The organism is Streptomyces sp. NPDC059455 (genome assembly GCF_042750115.1).
GTDB classification, from domain to species: Bacteria; Actinomycetota; Actinomycetes; order Streptomycetales; family Streptomycetaceae; genus Streptomyces; species Streptomyces endocoffeicus.
The window spans coordinates 6,157-22,424 of sequence record NZ_JBHYVB010000023.1; the positions used below are offsets into that span (position 1 = coordinate 6,157).

Consider the following 16,268-nt stretch of genomic DNA (forward strand, 5'->3'; position numbering starts at 1 on the left):
GTCGAGATAGCCCCCCCCGCGCCCCGCCCCGCGCGCGGCCCGGTCATCGCCCGGCCCCGGGGGGGGGGGGGGGGGGTTTCCACCCGCGACCGGGCTTTTAGAACCGTAACAAGAGATCGGCCGATAGCAAATTCGATCGCGGATTTCCGGACGTCGATTTGCAGGGCGTAACAGTGAGTTGTGAGCGGCGTCACGTGCCCCCGCGGCGCCCTCCGGCCGTCCGGGGGACGTCAGCTCAGCGTCACCTGACGGTTGGTGAGACCGCCCCGGGCGCGCCGCTGCTCAGGCGTCAGCGGGGCGTCGGAGGCGAGCGCCTCCACGAGCCGCTCGGCGAGGTCCACGGCCGGCTTCTCGGTGTCCTCGGCGTTCATCCCGCGTGGCAGATCCCACACCGGCACCGTGAGCCCATGGGCCCGGAAGGAGCCCACCAGCCGGGTGTTCTCGCCGAGCGAGGAGGCACCCGCGGCGTGCAGCCGGGCGAGCGCGTCCAGCAGCTTCTCCTCGGGGTGGGACATGACCCAGCGCAGGTGGTTCTTCTCCGGCGTCTCGCACCAGTAGGCCGCCTCCACGCCGGTGAGCCGGGCGGTGGGGATCGCGGCCGCGTTGGCCCGTTCCAGGGACGCGGCGACCTCTCCGGTCGCGTTCGCGGCGTCCTCGAGCCAGAACTCGAAACCCTCGTGCAGGGTCGGCGAGAAAGTGCCCTTCGGGTCGAGCAGATCCTGCAGCCGCGGACCGTCGCCCGGAGCCCGCTCGGCGGCCACCGGCGTGCCCGGCTCGGCGGTCAGCGCGCGGCGCAGGGTGTCGGCCAGGTCGCGGCTGATGTCGCCGGACGGCGTGTCGTTCTGGAGGCCGAGCAGCACGGTGCCGTTGTCGCGGCGCAGCGCGGGCCACGCCATGGGCAGCACGGTCGCCAGGGTGACCGACGGAACCCCCTCGGGCAGCCCCTCGGCGAGGGTCAGCTCGACGGTCGCGGCGGGCACCAGCTCGCGCAGGGCCACCCAGTCGCATTCGCCGGGGAGCCCCTCGAAGGGGCGCTGCACCAGCTCGGTGACGGCGTGTGCGGCTTCCCTGCCGTGACAGGCTTTGTAGCGACGGCCCGAGCCGCACGGGCAGGGCTCCCGCGCGCCCACCACAGGGATCTCGCCGTTGGCGACCCGTGGGCCTGCGGCCTTCGTCTGGGGGCGGCGCTTCTTGGCCATGGTGAGGCTGTCTCCCGATCGTGCGGCTCAGGGCTTGCTCGTACGCCGTGACGGTCTGCGTACGTACGCCCGTGACGGTCTGCGTACGGCCGCGGCGGTGCTCTCTTACGGCGCGTACGACTGGTTTACGGGCGCGAGCCTAGCCCTTTGGCCGAACCGCGTCGGCTCCCTGAGCCGCGTCGGCTACGCGAGCTCGTCCAGATCGGCGAAGTCCAGCTCGCGATCGAAATCGGGGTCGATGTTCGCCTCGATATTCGAGCCCAGGCCGGGGCCCAGGTCGGCGTCGAGCTCCGGGCCGAGATTTGAGCCGAGCTCCGAGCCGAGATTCGCGTCGAGACCGGCATCGAGGTGCGCGTCGAGGCCCGGGCGCAGCCCGGAAGCCAGTTCCGCCCCCAGGTGGGGATTCCGCTCGGGGGAGAGATCCGAGGGAATCGTGACGCGGCGGGCGAATTCGTCGTCGGGCGGGAGAAGGGCCCAAACGGTGACTTCGCCGATGTCGTCCCGCACGCCCCATTCCTCGGCCAGCGACGTGATGATGTTCAGCCCGCGGCCGCCGCGTGCGGTCACCGATGGCTTGGCCGGAAGTGGCCTTGTGGGTCCGCCGCCATCCGTCACCTCGACCGTCAGCCGGTCGTCCTCGTCGACGGTCCACGCAGCCCGGACCGTGCCGCCACCATGGTCGGAACGCCATGGGCGGCCGTGTCGCCATGCGTTGCTGAGCAGTTCTGAAAGGATCAATACAGCGTCGTCTATGACCGAATCCGATACCCCAGTCCTGCCCAAATCGATGCGCATCCGCTGTCTTGCCGCGCGGACACCCGCAGGACCATGGGGTACGGCCATGGTCGACGACGTCGGCACCTGCCGTGCCACCACCAAAGCCACCCCCGAAACCTCCTTAGCCCCACGCCACGGGATGAATGCCCCGCGGTGCTGGAGCGGAAACCGGCCAAGTGGCATCGCGTGACGCACTCGTCACGATCGAATACGTACCGAACGCGCCGGTGCACGCCTTGTAATGCCCATTATGAGCGTCCGAGTTGGGACAGTACCTGTTTGGGGCGATTGGTGATCAGCGCGTCAACGCCCAGGCGGACGCACAATTCGACGTCCTCCGGTTCATCGACGGTCCAGACGTGCACTCGGTGCCCCTCGCGCTGCAGCCGCGCCACATAGCCCGGGTGGTTCCGTACGATCCGGATGCTCGGCCCCGCGATCCGCACCCCGGGCGGCAGCTGCCCGTCCCGGTGGCGCGGCAGTATGAACTGCATCAGGTAGACGGTGGGGATGGCGGGGGCCCCGCTGCGGATCCGGTGCAGGGAGCGCGCTGAGAAGCTCATCACACGGATGGGTGAACGTTCGCCGGGCGGTGGCGCGTCCAGGCCGAACCGGCGCAGCAGCCCGAGCAGCCGGTCCTCCACCTGGCCCGCCCACCGGGTGGGATGCTTGGTTTCGATCGCCAGTTCGATCCGGCGTCCGGCATCCGAGACGAGCCCCAGGAGCCGTTCCAGGGTGAGGACCGAGGTGCTGTCCCGGCTGTCGCGGTCCGGCTCCTCCCTGTCGGTGGCCCGGCCCTTCCAGGAGCCGAAGTCCAGAGTCGCCAGATCGGACAGCTCCAGCGCCGAGACCGCGCCCCGGCCGTTGGAGGTGCGGTCGATGCGGCGGTCGTGCACACAGACGAGATGGCCGTCGGCGGTCAGCCGGACATCGCACTCCAGGGCGTCGGCACCGTCCTCGATCGCCTTACGGTAGGCGGCCAGGGTGTGCTCCGGGGCGTCCTCGGAGGCCCCGCGGTGGGCGACGACGGAGACGATGTGCGGTCCGGGGCGGCTGTCCCGGGCAGGGCGCGCATAGGTCACCGCGTTATGGTGCCACCGCCCGGTGCGAGCCGGTGGACACGGCCCCTCCGTTCGTTCGCACGGAATGGCGGTAGGGCGAATTGTCCGGGATAAAGGGTGGTAGTCCGCGGGGCTGTCGCTCCTTACGGCGGTCTGACGCGCTGTGGGAAAAGCTGACGACGGTAAGACGTAACGGTAAGACGTACACGCAGGCCGTCGAGGAAAATCTGTCGTGCACCTGAGGAGAGAGCTGTGAGCACCGAGAACGAGGGCTCTGCCGTTCCGCCCGCGCCCGGGCCGCATCCGGCCCCTCCGGCGCGGCACCCGAACCAGGCGGTGCCGCCCGCGCCGGACTACGAGCCCACCGCGGGTGCGCGGCCGGACGGGCCCATAGGCACGCCCGACGCCGCAGGATCGCCGGGAGCCCCGGGCCCCGCGCCGTCGGTGCCCCCCGCCCAGCCCCCGTCGACGCCCCCGCCCGCGTCACCGGCCGCTCCCGCGGCCGTCTCGGCGTCGGCCGGCGCGGGCGACGGGCCAGGCGGCGGCGCACCCGGCGCCCCGGGCCCCGGCCCGGACGGCGGGCAGTCCGGCGAATGGTGGTCGGCCGAAGGCGGGCAACCGCACGGCGGCCACGGCGGCGGACCGGGCGGGCAGGGCGACGGACAGGGCGGCCCGGGCGGACCGTGGGGGACCGCTCCCGTGCCGCCGTCCTCCGGCCCCTTCGAGCGCAAGCCCCGCGGGCTGGTCGCCGCCGTGCTGGCGGCCGTCCTGGTCGCGGGCGGCATTGGCGGCGGCATCGGCTTCTGGGCCGCCGACCGGGAGAGCGACAGCGGCGACACCACCACCGTCTCCGCCTACGGCAACCCCAAGACGGAGAGCCGCGCGCCCGGCTCGGTGTCGAGCATCGCCAACAAGACCCTGCCCAGCGTCGTCACCATCGAGGCCCAGGGCAACAACGGCGAGAGCGGCACCGGCACCGGCTTCGTCTACGACAAACAGGGCCACATCCTCACCAACAACCACGTCGTCGCCTCGGCCGCCGACAACGGCAAGCTGACCGCTACCTTCTCCAACGGCAAGCGGTACACCGCCCAGGTCGTCGGCCGCGCCCAGGGGTACGACGTCGCCGTGGTCAAGCTCAAGAACGCCGCGGGCGCCAAGCTCGACCCGCTGCCCCTCGGCAACTCCGACCGGGTCGCCGTGGGCGACGCCACCGTCGCCATCGGTGCCCCCTTCGGCCTCTCCGGCACCGTCACCACCGGCATCGTGAGCGCCAAGAACCGCCCGGTCGCCTCCAGCGACGGCGGCAGCGGCAACGCCTCATACATGAGCGCCCTCCAGACCGACGCCTCCATCAACCCGGGCAACTCCGGCGGCCCGCTGCTCAACGCGGACGGCGGCGTCATCGGCATCAACTCCGCCATCCAGTCCGCCGGCAACGGCAGCGGCCTCGGCGAGTCCCAGCAGTCCGGCAGCATCGGCCTCGGCTTCGCGATCCCGATCAACCAGGCCAAGAACGTCGCCGAGCAGCTGATCAAGACGGGCCAGCCCGTCTACCCGGTCATCGAGGCCACGGTCAACATGAAGGACTCCACCAGTGGCGCCACCATCGCCTCCAACGGCACCGGCGGCAGCCCCGGCATCGTCCCCGGCGGCCCGGCCGACAAGGCCGGCCTCAAGTCCGGCGACGTGATCACCAAGCTCGACGACACGGTCATCGACAGCGGCCCCACCCTCATCAGCGAGATCTGGACCCACCAGCCCGGCGACAAGGTCACCCTCACCTACAAGCGCGGCGGCAAGGTGTCCAAGGTGGACGTCACCTTGGGCAAGCGCAAGGGTGACAGCTGACGCGCTAGGCTGATCCCCGCGCCATCACGAACGGCGCGGGGAGGCTTGCCCGAGCGGCCTAAGGGAACGGTCTTGAAAACCGTCGTGGCAGCGATGTCACCGAGGGTTCAAATCCCTCAGCCTCCGCAGAGGTCAGCGAACTAGCTGGTCAGAAGGGGTGCCCCCGGCTTGGGGGCACCCCTTCTGCGTGTGCCCTGTCTCACCCTGTCTCGCCTGTGTCCCAGCTTTGACCAGTACGTATGGGCCATCTGTGGGCCAGCGGCGGACCGTCAGCCCTCGTTCAATCCCTGTGTGATGAGCCGGTTGGACCGGGACTGATCCCCGCGCAGGATCTTGGCGTAGAAGCGGAACAAGACGGCGATGCTGTGCCCGGCCCGCCGAGCGACTTCCACCGGATCGACTCCCGACTTGATCCAGAGGGACACCCCCGCGTGTCGGAGCGAGTACGGCACCTCAGCGAGGGGGGTTGCTGCCTCCTCCTCCGAGAGCACCGCCGTTCGGGCCTCCTCCCACAGATCGCAGTACTCGGTAGATCGGACGCGTCCACCTCGTGCCGCGCGGAACAGGCGGCTGTCCGGAGCCGTTCCGTACCGCTCGATGTGCTCCCGCAGCATCCGGACCAGCACCGGGGGAATCGGGACCGATCGCGTCGCTCCGCGGGCCCTCCGCTTGAGGCTGCGGGATTCGTACGACGCGCCGTCGTCCGTCCACCCGCCTCCCACCTCCGGACGGCTCTCCGAGAGCAGCAGCTCCCCCCACTCTTCATCCTCCGGGGGCAGGGTGCAGTCCGCGGCTTTCAGCGAGGCGATCTCAGCGGGTCGCATCGCGGCGTAGTACAGGCACCCGAAGAACGCCTCAAGATGCTCTCCACGGGGGCCAGCGTCCCGTATGGCCTTGAGGAACGACCGTGCCAGCGCCGGGCCGGGGACGTACCGGAAGTCGATTTCGTCGTCCGTCTCCGGTGGTGTCCAGTCGACGCGGGCAAGGGGGTTGGCCGACAGGAGTCCCCGCTCCTCCACCGTGAAGCGAAGGAAGTTGCTCAGCACCATGCGCTTGCGTCGAGCGGTATTCTCGGCCGCCTTCCTTCCGTCCAGCCGTAGCGAAAGCGCATCCAGCGCTGGCCTGAGAAGCGCCGGGTTCTCCAGCGCGTTCACCTTCATCGAGTTATCGGCGATCCAGGAGAGAGCCGTACGGATGGCCTCCGGCGGCTCCTCGACCGTGTGGCGGGGAGCCAACTTCCCATCAGACCCCTTGACGGCACGGAAGGCCCACTGGTAGAGCGCGTCCCGCATGACCTTTGCGTCCGGTGCGGCGCGGGTGGCTGTGACCAGCGTCGGCGTGACGACCGCGAGCGCTTCGGCGATGCTGGCACGGTGCTTGGCCGCGGCGCGGGGCCACTTCACCAGGACGTACGCGGTCGCGTGCTCGTACCAGGTGGGGGAGGACAGCGCGGCCAGTTCACGAGCAGGCAAGCCGGTGTCCTCGTCGAACCGCTCGCGCTCGCGGAGCGCGGCCATGAGCTCGGTGCGGCGCCCATCGGCCTGGGGCTTGAGCTTGAAGCTCCTGGAGTGCGACCGCGAGCCGACGCGCCACCTGAGCTCGTACGGCTTCGGGCGCCCGGCCCGTTTACGGATAGACCAGATATCGACGTCGTACGTGAGCATGCGTCTCCCAAAGCGTGGGGCCCGCCGTAACGACGGGCCCCACGGAGCTGATTGGTTCGGGCTAGGCGGCGTTCTGGCCGCAGCTCTCCCACCACGCATCCAGGTCACGACGGCTCACGCGGACCTGGCCGTTGGGGAGCTTGCTGATTCGGGGGGCCTTGCCGCGGGCCCGCATCCGGTAGAAGGCGGCGCGGCTCATCTGGATCTCTGTGAGGACGTCAGTGAGCTTGAGCTTCTCGTCGCGTGCCACTCGTTCGACTCCTTCGAGCTGCCTCTTCGCGAAGTGCTGGGAGCTGGGACCACATTGCTCTGAGTCTGGGGGGGGGCGGGCGGGGGGGGGTGGGGGGGGGGCCCCCCGCGCCCCTCCCCCCCCCGACTCAGGAAGATGTGGATCTGACCTGAGGGTGATTCCGCTGTAGGTGGCCACCTGCCGCCCGTACGGGTCGCGGGGCCGCGTCCGGTGGAGCTGAGGTACGACGGACAGCAGGTTCCTGCCGAGCACCTGCTTCGTGCCGGGGCGGACGCCGTTGTCCTCGGCCCATTCGCGCCAGATGGTCCAGAGCGTGTCTACGGGAACGCTGCACGTGGGTCCGGTGGTGCAGCGTTCACGGACGAATGCGCTGGTGGGGGATGCTGTGTCCCGCATGGTGGTGACCGCCTCGCGGCTGGAGGCAGGTTCCGTGAGCCGACCGGTGCGCTGGAGTCGGGCGAGCCCTTCCAGCGCCCAGTTGAGAATGCCTGGCATCTCGGCCGTGAGACGGTCAGTGAGGGTGGGGTCTTCCTTGCCCAGCCACGACAGCCGCATGCTCAGCAGGACAAAGCGGTTGGCGATGACACCTGAGGAGTCGCCGAAGTGCGGCAGCTCGTTGGACAGGATCATCAGCCGGGAGGGTAGCTTCCCAGTCCACTGCTCGCGGTACTTGCGGTCGACGTCGATGGTGTCGTCACCGGAGATGGTCAGCAGCCGCTCCACCACCTGGCTGTTGTCGTTGCCGGACAGCCGGGCATCGGAGATGATCGCCAGCGATTTGCCGACCAGGGTCGACAACCCGAAGTTCGTGCCCAAACCGGCCAGAGTCGGCCCGGCAAGGTTGTCCTTGCCGACCAGCGCTTTCAGCACCCGCGCGATGGTCCCCTTGCCCGAACGGGAAGGACCTACGATGAGCAGGATCTTCTGTAGGTCGGTGCGGCCGGACAGAACGTAGCCGAACCACTCCTGTAGTGCGGTGATGGCGTCGGGGTCGTCGGGCCAGATCTGGGACAGGAAGTGTTCCCACGTGGGCGCCGCTGCGGTGGGGTCGTAGGCGAACGGCACCGAGACGAGGTTGAAGAATCCGGGACTGTGCGGCAGCAGCGCGCGATCCCGGATGCGCAGCAACCCGTTCTGACAGGCCACGATGGGGCTGCGGTCCTCGTCAGTCGCCGCGCTGTCGGTCCAGGCGGGGGCGTCCATGTCCGTAGGGAGCAGGGTGATTGCTCCCAGCGCGTCCAGGAGATTGCTGATCTTCGGTTTGGTGGGGGCCCAGTCGCGGATGTCGGGCTGCCCGTCCTTGTCGGTGCCTGCCTGGTAGGTGGCGTGCTCCAGCCGCTCGTACATGGCCTTCTTCACCTGCTGCTCGTCCAACTCACGCCAACAGGAACCAGTCCAGCGCATCCACGAGCCGCGCCAACGCCTGCACAGCAGGTGCCCGTCCTCGGTCTGCCAGTCTGGGAGGAGACGGCGCGCGACAGCCATCGGGTTGGACGGGGCAGGCAGCTCTTCGGTGACGGTCATGCGGCGGCCCTCCCTTCCTGGGGAGTGCGCAGCGGGCAGGCGTCCTTGTGGGCTTCGTGGTCGGCGATCAGGGCGAGCACCCGGCGGCGGCCGACCGCGCTGCGGTCCCGGCCGCACGCACATTTCGAGGTGGCGGTGGGCACGGCTCGCCAGTCCGGCGGGGCGGTGATGCGGAGCCACGCAACCGGGTACCGGCCGTCTCCCTGCTGCTGGTCAGGGCGAAGGGCAGAAGGGACGGCCTTACGGCCGACGTCCTTCGGCGCGCTACGGCCGTCCCGCGAGGGGGCCGGTTTGGCGGCGCGCGGCTGGTCGGTGGTGTTGGGAAGGCTCTTAAGGGGGGGATGGGGTGCCCTGGTCATGCGGTCCTGCTCTGCGAGTTGTGGGCGATGGACCAGTTCAGGGCGCTGGTGATGACCGGGCCGCACTCGTACGGCCGCAGTCCGGCCCGCTCCCCCGCCCCATTAAGAGCCTCCTCAACCTCCGACCGGCTGAGGTCGCCGGACGCCACGAACCGCCCCAGAGCCCGCGCGGCCCGGACCAGCGTGGCGTTGCGGCAGCCCTCTTTAGCGCCCGAGACGGCCGCAGTCTCGGCCTCTAGCGCCGCTGAGACGTAGCGGGAGACGCGAGAGGACAACGGGACGGCCATCCGCCCCTGCGGCTCCTGGCGGCCCGTCAGGCGGGCGCACAGCCATACGGGGAGTGGGGCGACGTGACCGCCGCTGTCGGCGTACAGACCACCGCCTACAGCGCTGCCCGCAGCGACGACGTAGCCGCCCCAGGCGCGGGTGTCGATGAGCGGTCCGAGCTTGCCCGCGGTGTTAGTCAGTCGGATGCCGGGAGGGGTGGTGAAGTACAGGTGCCATCCACCGCTCGCGGTCCGTACCCGGTAGGTGTCCGGGACGGGCTGTTCGGCGCGCTCGCAGAGCGCCTTGAAGGTCGTCACGCCGGAAGGCGTGTCCGTACTGCTGTTGTCCTTGGGCACGTCCAGGTCAATGACGACCAGGCCAGACGGACCGGTGGCCACGGCGACGTTGTACCAGCGGCGTGACCACCACGCCGCGATCTGCTCGGGGTCGTCGGTGGCGCGCTGTTCCCACTTGCGGTGACCGGTCGCGCAGTCGCCTGTGTGTGGGCAGCGTTCTGTGCCGTGCAGGGCGGGTGCCTTGGCTCCGGGGAGGAGGGGGAAGACGTGCCAGCCGCGTCCGGCAGCGTTGAACGCGAAGGGAAGGAAGGGGTTGCCCTCTGTGTCGTAGGGCATGCTGGAGACCTCCAATGGTCTGTTGAGGACTGGAGACCGGGGCGGCCGTGACTTTGGCGAGCGACGGCCGCCCCTGCCGTGCCTAGGCGGCGAGTAGGGGCTGTTGCCACGAGGGCAGGTTGGCGAGGACTCGCAGACGCCACTGCAGTGCGTACGGGAGGCAGTTGGCGCAGTTCTTGTGCGTGTGGCCGGGCATGGGCGGGCGCTTGCGGGCGTGGTAGCTCCATGCGGCGGAGTCCGCGGAGGCCATCAGATGGCCGACTCGTTGCAGGCCGATGGTCTCGAAGCCGAACCCGTGCAGCTTCAGCCCGTATCCGGCGAGGGTGGTGACAATGGCGACGGCTTCACCCGTGGCCTGGCGTCGACAGACCGAGCCGAGTCCCACAGTGGGTTCCCGAGTCAGGTCGATCCCGGCCCGCTCGTACAGGGCCACGCAGCGTTCGTAGTCGGGGAGCTCCCAGCCCTGGAGCACCGGCACGATCGGCAGATCCGGCGCCAGTTCCCGCAGTTCCAGGAAGTTCGCCACGGTACGGCGCTGGTGCTCGTCAATGTTCAGGTGGGTGCCGACGAAGTGCTGTCCGCCGACCGTGCCGCCCTGGATCATGATCGGCTCACACATCCAGTCCTGTGGAGCGGCCCAGTCGAACGGGCCGACACATTCCCAGACGCGGCGCAGATCATCGACGTATTGGCGCGCGCTGCGGGTCCAGCAGCCGTGACGCTGGAGCTCCGAGAAACCGCCAGAGTCCACCGCGTACGGGCCCTGAGCGGGGTCGAGCTTGACCGCCTTCACGAAGTGCTCGGACTTCAGGAACAGCGGCTTGTCGGTTAAGCGCACCCAATGCCGCTTGTGGGTGGTCAGGTAGAACCGCAAGGCGGCCTCCTCAACCGTGGAAGTGGTTGCGCTTGATGACGGCCTTACGGATGTTGACGGTGGTCCCGTGGCTGGAGCGGTTCGCGCTGAAGATCTGGATGGCGATCCAGCCGCCGAAGATGACCGCGGCCAGGATGATGAGCTGGGTGACGAATGCGGTCAGGGCGGCGATGAACGCGGTGAGGAGGAACAGCCCACCGCAGACCGCGGCGAATCCGATCCCGCCGAGGGCGATGTTCACCGCTGTGGGGGAGATGACGGGCTTGGCCGTGACGGGCTCGGGCTTGACCGGCTCGATGGCGTAGCCGGTGATGACTCGCCCGTCCGGCAGCACGACGCTTTGTACCTGGGCCGCCGTGCCCGGCTGCACGGGCACCAGGGGTGCGGCGGTCGGGTGGGTGGTGATGGGGTGGGGGTGGTGGACTTCGACGGCCGGGGGCCGGTCGAGATGGGTCATCGCGAATCCCTCCGGGATGCCCGCGGGCCCGCGCCGGGAGAGGGCGCAGGCCCGCGGGGATCGGGGTGTCAGGCTCGGGTGTCAGGGGTGTCACGCGGGGGTGTCACGCGTTTCTGACAGCGGGTTTGCCTAGGGGTTTGGGTGTCAGGGGCGCGTGACGGTGTCAGGTGTCAGGCGGCCGTCAGGGCGGGGACGATGCGCCACCGGCCGGTGGTGCTGGTCGGCTCCAGCCGTCCCTCCATCGCGGCCTCCTTCAGCCGCGCGGACACCCACGGGCGGGAGAGGTGGTTCCGGTCGCACCAGTCCGTGAAGTCCTTGGGACCCACGACCATCCGGCCCTCTTCCTCGAACTCCTCCAGCGCGCGGGCGAAGAACTCCCGCGCCTCGGCCGGGGAGGGCTTGCGACCGGTGTCCTGCCCGAAGATCGGGGCGTCATCGCCCTGCTCCGGTTCGGGCAGCTCGGCCTCGGGGTCGATGTCGGCGTCCTCGGGGTCCACGTGCGGCCCGTTGTCCATGTCGTCGTCCTCCACGACGGACAGCGCCGTCTGGTCGTCACCGGGGCCGGTGCGGCCGGTGTAGAGCTGCCCTGCGATACGGGATGCGGTTCCGGCGGTGACCGGATCGGCCTTGGCGCCGTTGCGCTGCGCCCAAGTGGCCAGCAGCTCCATGACCGGCACCGCGCGGCTGGTGAAGCGCCACGTGCGGCCCGGAGAGGGGTACCGGTCCTCGGGGATGCCCGGGGAGACGGCGTAGCAGTAGCCGGGGCGCCGGTTGCCCCACTCGCCGGGGTGAGCGCCAGCGGCCAGCACCGTATCCGGGAGGGAGAACCCTTCATCGCGTGCGTCGCAACCGAGCGCGACCACGGAGGGCAAGGAGGCGCGGGTGCTGGTGCTCATCTGGTCGTAGCTCGGCCGCTGGAGCGAGACGATTAGCGCGGCGCCGGCAGACCGGGCTTCCTGAGCGATGCCGGTGAACGCGTCGTCCCCGAGGGCCCGGAGGGTGTTGGCGGCTTCCTCGAACCAGCCCACGAGGAACGGCATGCCGGGGCAGCCGCACGGGCGGCCGTCATCGCGGCAGGTGTGCTTCGGGCTGTTCTGCTGCTGCGCGGCCTCGGGGACCCACTGCCGGTAGCCGTGAGCACCCAGCCAGCGGGTACGGTCCGGGATGACGGCCTGGAGGGCCTCCACCATCACCTCGGTACCGGTGCCGCCTTCCTCACCCCAGTCCAGACCGGGACGCAGCGGCGCGAAGTCCTGGAACGCCTTCGGGTCGGAGAACCACACGATCACGTCCCCGCGGGACAGGATCTCGGTGAGCAGGTTCAGCGCAGCGTCACCCTTACCGGAACCGGTACCGCCCGCGATCAGCAGGTGAGTGGAGTTCCGGCCCTCCTCCGGATCGCCCGGGAGCCAGAGCAGCAGCGGGGCGCCGTCGTCGTACCGGCCGATGACCAGCGGATCGGCGATCGACCCACCCAGGTTGGACGGGCCTTCCCACTCGACCACCTCAGCGAGCATGTCTTCCGGCACGATGACCAGCTCACCGCGGCGCGCGGATCCGGGGTCGGGGGTGTAGCGCACAGCCGAAGTCGGCAGGTCGAGCGCGGAGGCGATGTGGGCCAGCGCCTTCGCCACGTCGTCGTGGGTGTGCTCCCCAGCCGCCCCCGCGATCGGGGCGGTGACGCGGTTCGGCTCCACCGTGGCCGTGCCGATCTGCGCCCGCGCCAGGCCGATCTTCTCCAGCAGACCCTTGTCCGAGCCCGAGCCTTCCCCTGCCCCCTCAGTGCGGCGCATGACCATCCGCACGTTCCACGACAGCGCCACACCAGGGCCGCCCATGAGGTAGACGTCATCGACTGGGCCAGCGGTCGGCCCGGCCAGGCACGCGGCCGTGAGCCAGGCCGACCCCGCCGCGACGGTGATGGCCGAGTGGAGACGGCGCTGTTTGCCGGTGGTGCGGCCGACCCACCAGGTGGTGCCGGTCAGGGCCACGGACGCCAGGGTCAGACCGACCCCGGCCCCCGCGCTGTTCGCCCACCGCTCGTGTCCGAGGGCCCCGGCCACGCCGGTGGCGGCGACGCCGAGCCACGGGGGGAGGTGGGGCTTGACGCGGTGCAGCAGGTATCCGCTGATGCTTCCCCCGCCGGATCCGCCCCGCGGGTCCATGGTGTAGCCGTTCATGGTGCCGTCGTCGTTGTAGGCGGTCACCCTGTTGTTGCGGGTCATGGCCGCACCTCCTTCTTACTGCTGGGTGAAGTCCATGCGCGGCTGCTGGGGGCGCCGGGCACGGTGACGGACGCGGTTGATCTCTTCCTCGTACTGCTGCTGGAAGGTCGCGTAGGCGGCCGCGGCGTTCTTGGCCGCATCCCGCAGATCATCAGCGGACTTCTGGAGCTTCCGGGCCACCTTCTGCGCCCGGATGCGGGAGCCGAACGTCTTGCCCTCGGGGTCCGGCACCGCGGCGAGAACGCCCTTGAGGATCTCGGCACCCATGGCCACCTCGATGGAGAGCGTGACGGCCGCGGCACGGATGCTGTTGCAGTAGAACCGCACCTGTGCCGGGGAGCCGAACTCCGGAGAGGGCAGCAGGGCTTCGGAGTGCGGACGGGCCCCGCCAGCGTGGTTGTTCCTGCGGTTGTTGTTGACGGTGACGTTGATCGGCGGGACGAACGAGCCGCCCATCGCGCCGACGAACCCGCCCGCGGCAGCGCCCGCGTTGGCGAACTTGTTCCCTTTGCCGTTGTCCGCGCGGCCGTTGGTGGGCCGGTGCGGGCGCTGGCCGTTGGTGTGCTGAGCCATCAGACGGTCCCCTTAAGTCAGGTGGCGGTGCGGCGGACGATGAGCCAGGTGGTCTGTGCGGCGATCAGGTTCAGCAGCCACCACAGCTCCAGCGGACCGGCCAGCGGACCGAACCCCGCGGCGGATGCGGCCCAGGCGAGACCGGAGGTGCCGAGCAGGGCCGCCGCTATGCGCAAGCCCCACACCGCGCCATCGGCGGCCGGACGGCGCCGCTGCGCCAGGCCCAGCCATACCAGCGGGCCCGCGGCCGCGGGGGCGAGCACCAGGGCGGACCACCACGCCATCACGTGCAGGAGCGCGGTGATGGGCAGGGCCAGCACGCCGAGGGCGAGCGGGGCGAGCGCGCGGCGGTGCTTCCACAGCCACCGCGCCGCGGCGTCCACGGCCAGGCGGGTCAGGGTCGGGCGTTCGGGAACGACGACCACGAACGGGTCAGCGGAGCGGCGGCCGCGCTGGCGCGGGATGCGGACGGTGGTGACACCCGCCGCCGTCTTCACGGTGCGGGCACGAGTACGGCTGGACACAGCGAATCTCCCTTGAAGGGGTGGAATGGGTTAGGCAGCGCGCTGTTCTTCGGGGTAGGCGCAGGTCACGCACAGGCCGAGGGAGGTCGGGATGCAGTACCCGGCATCGGTGCGGCAGGCGGAGCAGGTGCGGCGGGCGAGCATCGCCGCGGCGAGCGCGGCGGTCTTCGCGGCCGTCATCGGCCGGACCGGCTTGGCCTGGTCCAGTCGGTACAGGAACGCGACCTGGACCCCGCCGCGGCGGCGGTTGGCTCGCATGACCTGTGCTGCGATCGGCTGCCCGCCGGGACGCAGCCCGCGGGCCCGTAACTGGCGCCTCGTGGCCAGCCCATCCGGGGCGAACTGCCACGGGAAGGTGGGGATGCCGTAGCGGGCGCCGGAGGGGTCGTAGCACTTGCCGAACGCCGGGGACATCAGACCGCCACCGCCGTTACGTCAGGCTGACGAGAATCGGTAACGGCGTTGTTCCGCTCGGCCCGCTCGGGGGCGGATCCCTGGTCCCGGAGACGCTGGTAGATCTTGTGGACGTAGGAGGTGGAACGGGTGGACTTCCGGGCCGCTTCCGTGATCGTCTCCCCCCTCATCCAGCACACGCGGATGACGCGCAGCGCCTCCTCCGCAGGCAGCTTCTCCGTCTCCACGGCCTCGTCCTCAGCCGAGGTGGATACCGGGGGGACGGTGAGCTCATACACCCGGCGGTCACCACAGATGACCAGCGGCGACGGCTCCACGGCCGCCGGTACCGGCGCGGGAGCCGGGGCCGGGGCAGGGGGTGCGGGGACCGGGGTGGACACCGGGGGGAGAGGGGCGGATTCCACCGGGGCGTCCACCGTTTCCACCTCGGCGCGCAGTTCGGCGATTTTGTCGAGGATCGCGCGCCGGTAGTGGGTGATCGCTTCGGCCAGAACGATCAGGAGGACAGGGGGGATGGAGTGGAGCACCAGCCCCGCCGGATCCACCTGCCGAGGAACGCCGAACGCGCTCCCCTCCGGCCACAGCGAGCCCCAGCAGTTCATGACCCACGTGCCCAGACCGGCGAACCAGCGCAGCCCCGAGGCCCAGCCGGAGGGGTTCACGCCGTACTCCGACAACCGGCCGTCCACGATCAGAACGGCCCCAAGAGCGACCGCGACCATGGGGTCCAGCAGCCAGGCGATCCAGGGCGAGACCTCGTGCTGGATGGCGAACATCGTGACGTTGGTCGCGGTGAACGCGAGCGCGACCACGGCCACCAGCACCAGGACCGTCGTCAGCCCCGACTGGAGCCGATTCAGCGCGGCGATCTGGACGCGCGGCGGGGCGGACCTGCCGTTCACCGGTCAGCCTCCCCGCTCGGCTCCGCGCTGCGCGGGTCACCCGCCGCGCGGTAGCCGGTCGGCGGGTTCTTGGCGAGCTGCTTGCGGAGGTAGGGCGTGATCCACCCGATGGCCCAGCCGGTGGGGTCGGAAAGAACGCCCTCGATCGCGACGACCACGTCCATGGCCCGGTTGTCGAGGACTTCACGGAACCGGTCGGTGTCACCGAACGTGGCCGGGAACGGGATGCGGAGCGCTTCGAGGACGGCACGCAGCAGGTCGGCAACGTCCTCGGGCAGCGGGCCGGGGTTGGCATGCGTGGTCGACATCTCCGGGGCGCTCACGCTCCCACCCCCGACGTACTCACCGTGGCGGCACGGTTCGAGAGCTCCCGCCGGGCGGCCAGCACCCGGCGACGGGCCCGGCGGATGCGGCGAGCGTCCAGCTCGGACACCGGACGGTCAAGCGTCATGATCTGCACGTCCAGCAGCTCGACCTCAGCCGAGATGAGCGGCATCTCAAGGTCAATCGCGTCCAGCTCCGCGGCGGTCGGCTCGCGGTCGGACAGGTCGGCGGTAACAACCGCCTGAAGTGCACCGATGTGCTTCATGGGTCGTGGTTCCTTCCAAGGTGGAACGGCCCTACAGCGGCGGGGGGTGTTGCGGTACGGAGGCCCCCCGGGCTGGGGGGAGGGGCCGCCGTGGTGACGCCCCGGCACCCGACCGTCCGCGCGGGC

General features: G+C 70.4%; 16 protein-coding genes, 1 tRNA gene and 2 pseudogenes. 2 read left to right on the forward strand and 17 right to left on the reverse strand.

Annotation, left to right across the window (positions count from 1 at the left end; translation table 11 throughout):
• Positions 1-230 precede the first annotated feature (230 nt).
• From ACFXB5_RS10990 to ACFXB5_RS11000, 3 genes and pseudogenes are all read right to left on the reverse strand, one after another.
• Entirely contained in the window at positions 231-1,199 is a 969-nt protein-coding gene (locus ACFXB5_RS10990; RefSeq protein WP_385205284.1) for a DUF5926 family protein, read from the reverse strand.
• Between the two features lie 423 nt (positions 1,200-1,622).
• Positions 1,623-2,171, reverse strand: a pseudogene (locus ACFXB5_RS10995) (ATP-binding protein); the annotation flags it as partial.
• Positions 2,172-2,224: 53 nt separating this feature from the next.
• Positions 2,225-3,058 (reverse strand): glycerophosphodiester phosphodiesterase, encoded by an 834-nt coding sequence (locus tag ACFXB5_RS11000; RefSeq protein WP_385205287.1) that lies wholly within the window; start codon positions 3,056-3,058, stop codon positions 2,225-2,227.
• Between the two features lie 231 nt (positions 3,059-3,289).
• Here ACFXB5_RS11000 and ACFXB5_RS11005 point away from each other — a divergent pair, with 231 nt between their 5' ends.
• Positions 3,290-4,888: a S1C family serine protease gene (locus tag ACFXB5_RS11005; RefSeq protein ID WP_385205290.1), complete on the forward strand. Its 1,599-nt coding sequence runs from the start codon at positions 3,290-3,292 to the stop codon at positions 4,886-4,888.
• Positions 4,889-4,927: 39 nt separating this feature from the next.
• A tRNA-Ser gene (locus ACFXB5_RS11010) sits at positions 4,928-5,014 on the forward strand.
• A 143-nt stretch (positions 5,015-5,157) separates the two neighbouring features.
• Here the strand turns inward: ACFXB5_RS11010 and ACFXB5_RS11015 are convergent.
• The 14 genes and pseudogenes from ACFXB5_RS11015 to ACFXB5_RS11080 form a co-directional block, all read right to left on the reverse strand.
• The gene (locus ACFXB5_RS11015) at positions 5,158-6,552 is read right to left on the reverse strand and encodes a tyrosine-type recombinase/integrase (protein ID WP_385205293.1); all 1,395 of its coding nucleotides are present in this window, start codon (positions 6,550-6,552) and stop codon (positions 5,158-5,160) included.
• Between the two features lie 61 nt (positions 6,553-6,613).
• On the reverse strand, positions 6,614-6,802 hold the full coding sequence (locus ACFXB5_RS11020) for a helix-turn-helix transcriptional regulator (protein ID WP_385205457.1): 189 nt from the start codon (positions 6,800-6,802) through the stop codon (positions 6,614-6,616).
• Between the two features lie 270 nt (positions 6,803-7,072).
• Positions 7,073-8,326 (reverse strand): annotated as a pseudogene (locus ACFXB5_RS11025) (phage/plasmid primase, P4 family); the annotation flags it as partial.
• On the reverse strand, positions 8,323-8,685 hold the full coding sequence (locus ACFXB5_RS11030) for a hypothetical protein (RefSeq protein WP_385205296.1): 363 nt from the start codon (positions 8,683-8,685) through the stop codon (positions 8,323-8,325). The pseudogene ACFXB5_RS11025 and the gene ACFXB5_RS11030, both read right to left, overlap by 4 nt.
• Positions 8,682-9,584, reverse strand: coding sequence for a bifunctional DNA primase/polymerase (locus ACFXB5_RS11035; RefSeq protein WP_385205299.1), 903 nt, complete (start codon positions 9,582-9,584; stop codon positions 8,682-8,684). Before ACFXB5_RS11035 ends, ACFXB5_RS11030 begins: the two co-directional genes overlap by 4 nt.
• Before the next feature lie 82 nt (positions 9,585-9,666).
• Complete coding sequence (locus ACFXB5_RS11040; protein WP_385205302.1) at positions 9,667-10,458, reverse strand: hypothetical protein; 792 nt, start codon at positions 10,456-10,458, stop codon at positions 9,667-9,669.
• A gap of 10 nt (positions 10,459-10,468) precedes the next feature.
• Complete coding sequence (locus ACFXB5_RS11045) at positions 10,469-10,915, reverse strand: hypothetical protein (RefSeq protein ID WP_385205305.1); 447 nt, start codon at positions 10,913-10,915, stop codon at positions 10,469-10,471.
• A gap of 170 nt (positions 10,916-11,085) precedes the next feature.
• Entirely contained in the window at positions 11,086-13,095 is a 2,010-nt protein-coding gene (traB, locus tag ACFXB5_RS11050) for a plasmid transfer protein TraB (protein WP_385205459.1), read from the reverse strand.
• A gap of 60 nt (positions 13,096-13,155) precedes the next feature.
• Positions 13,156-13,713: a plasmid transfer protein TraA gene (gene traA / locus ACFXB5_RS11055; protein ID WP_385205308.1), complete on the reverse strand. Its 558-nt coding sequence runs from the start codon at positions 13,711-13,713 to the stop codon at positions 13,156-13,158.
• A 17-nt stretch (positions 13,714-13,730) separates the two neighbouring features.
• On the reverse strand, positions 13,731-14,237 hold the full coding sequence (locus tag ACFXB5_RS11060; RefSeq protein ID WP_385205310.1) for a hypothetical protein: 507 nt from the start codon (positions 14,235-14,237) through the stop codon (positions 13,731-13,733).
• 30 nt (positions 14,238-14,267) lie between these two features.
• Positions 14,268-14,651 carry an RRQRL motif-containing zinc-binding protein gene (locus ACFXB5_RS11065; protein ID WP_385205313.1) on the reverse strand — a complete coding sequence of 128 codons (384 nt, stop codon included), beginning with the start codon at positions 14,649-14,651 and terminating at the stop codon, positions 14,268-14,270.
• Complete coding sequence (locus tag ACFXB5_RS11070; RefSeq protein WP_385205315.1) at positions 14,651-15,553, reverse strand: hypothetical protein; 903 nt, start codon at positions 15,551-15,553, stop codon at positions 14,651-14,653. The genes ACFXB5_RS11065 and ACFXB5_RS11070 overlap by 1 nt, the downstream gene beginning before the upstream one ends.
• Positions 15,550-15,876, reverse strand: a complete 327-nt coding sequence (locus tag ACFXB5_RS11075; protein ID WP_385205318.1) for a hypothetical protein — start codon at positions 15,874-15,876, stop codon at positions 15,550-15,552. The genes ACFXB5_RS11070 and ACFXB5_RS11075 overlap by 4 nt, the downstream gene beginning before the upstream one ends.
• On the reverse strand, positions 15,873-16,142 hold the full coding sequence (locus ACFXB5_RS11080) for a DUF6284 family protein (protein WP_385205321.1): 270 nt from the start codon (positions 16,140-16,142) through the stop codon (positions 15,873-15,875). Before ACFXB5_RS11080 ends, ACFXB5_RS11075 begins: the two co-directional genes overlap by 4 nt.
• Between the last annotated feature and the right edge of the window lie 126 nt (positions 16,143-16,268).

Coding starts and splice junctions, on each gene's coding strand:
- ACFXB5_RS10990 (WP_385205284.1), bottom strand. CDS start 1,199: ATGGCCAAGAAGCGCCGCCCCCAGACGAAGGCCGCAGGCCCACGGGTC.
- ACFXB5_RS11015 (WP_385205293.1), bottom strand. CDS start 6,552: ATGCTCACGTACGACGTCGATATCTGGTCTATCCGTAAACGGGCCGGG.
- ACFXB5_RS11030 (WP_385205296.1), bottom strand. CDS start 8,685: ATGACCAGGGCACCCCATCCCCCCCTTAAGAGCCTTCCCAACACCACC.
- ACFXB5_RS11035 (WP_385205299.1), bottom strand. CDS start 9,584: ATGCCCTACGACACAGAGGGCAACCCCTTCCTTCCCTTCGCGTTCAAC.
- ACFXB5_RS11045 (WP_385205305.1), bottom strand. CDS start 10,915: ATGACCCATCTCGACCGGCCCCCGGCCGTCGAAGTCCACCACCCCCAC.
- traB (WP_385205459.1), bottom strand. CDS start 13,095: ATGAACGGCTACACCATGGACCCGCGGGGCGGATCCGGCGGGGGAAGC.
- traA (WP_385205308.1), bottom strand. CDS start 13,713: ATGGCTCAGCACACCAACGGCCAGCGCCCGCACCGGCCCACCAACGGC.
- ACFXB5_RS11065 (WP_385205313.1), bottom strand. CDS start 14,651: ATGTCCCCGGCGTTCGGCAAGTGCTACGACCCCTCCGGCGCCCGCTAC.
- ACFXB5_RS11080 (WP_385205321.1), bottom strand. CDS start 16,142: ATGAAGCACATCGGTGCACTTCAGGCGGTTGTTACCGCCGACCTGTCC.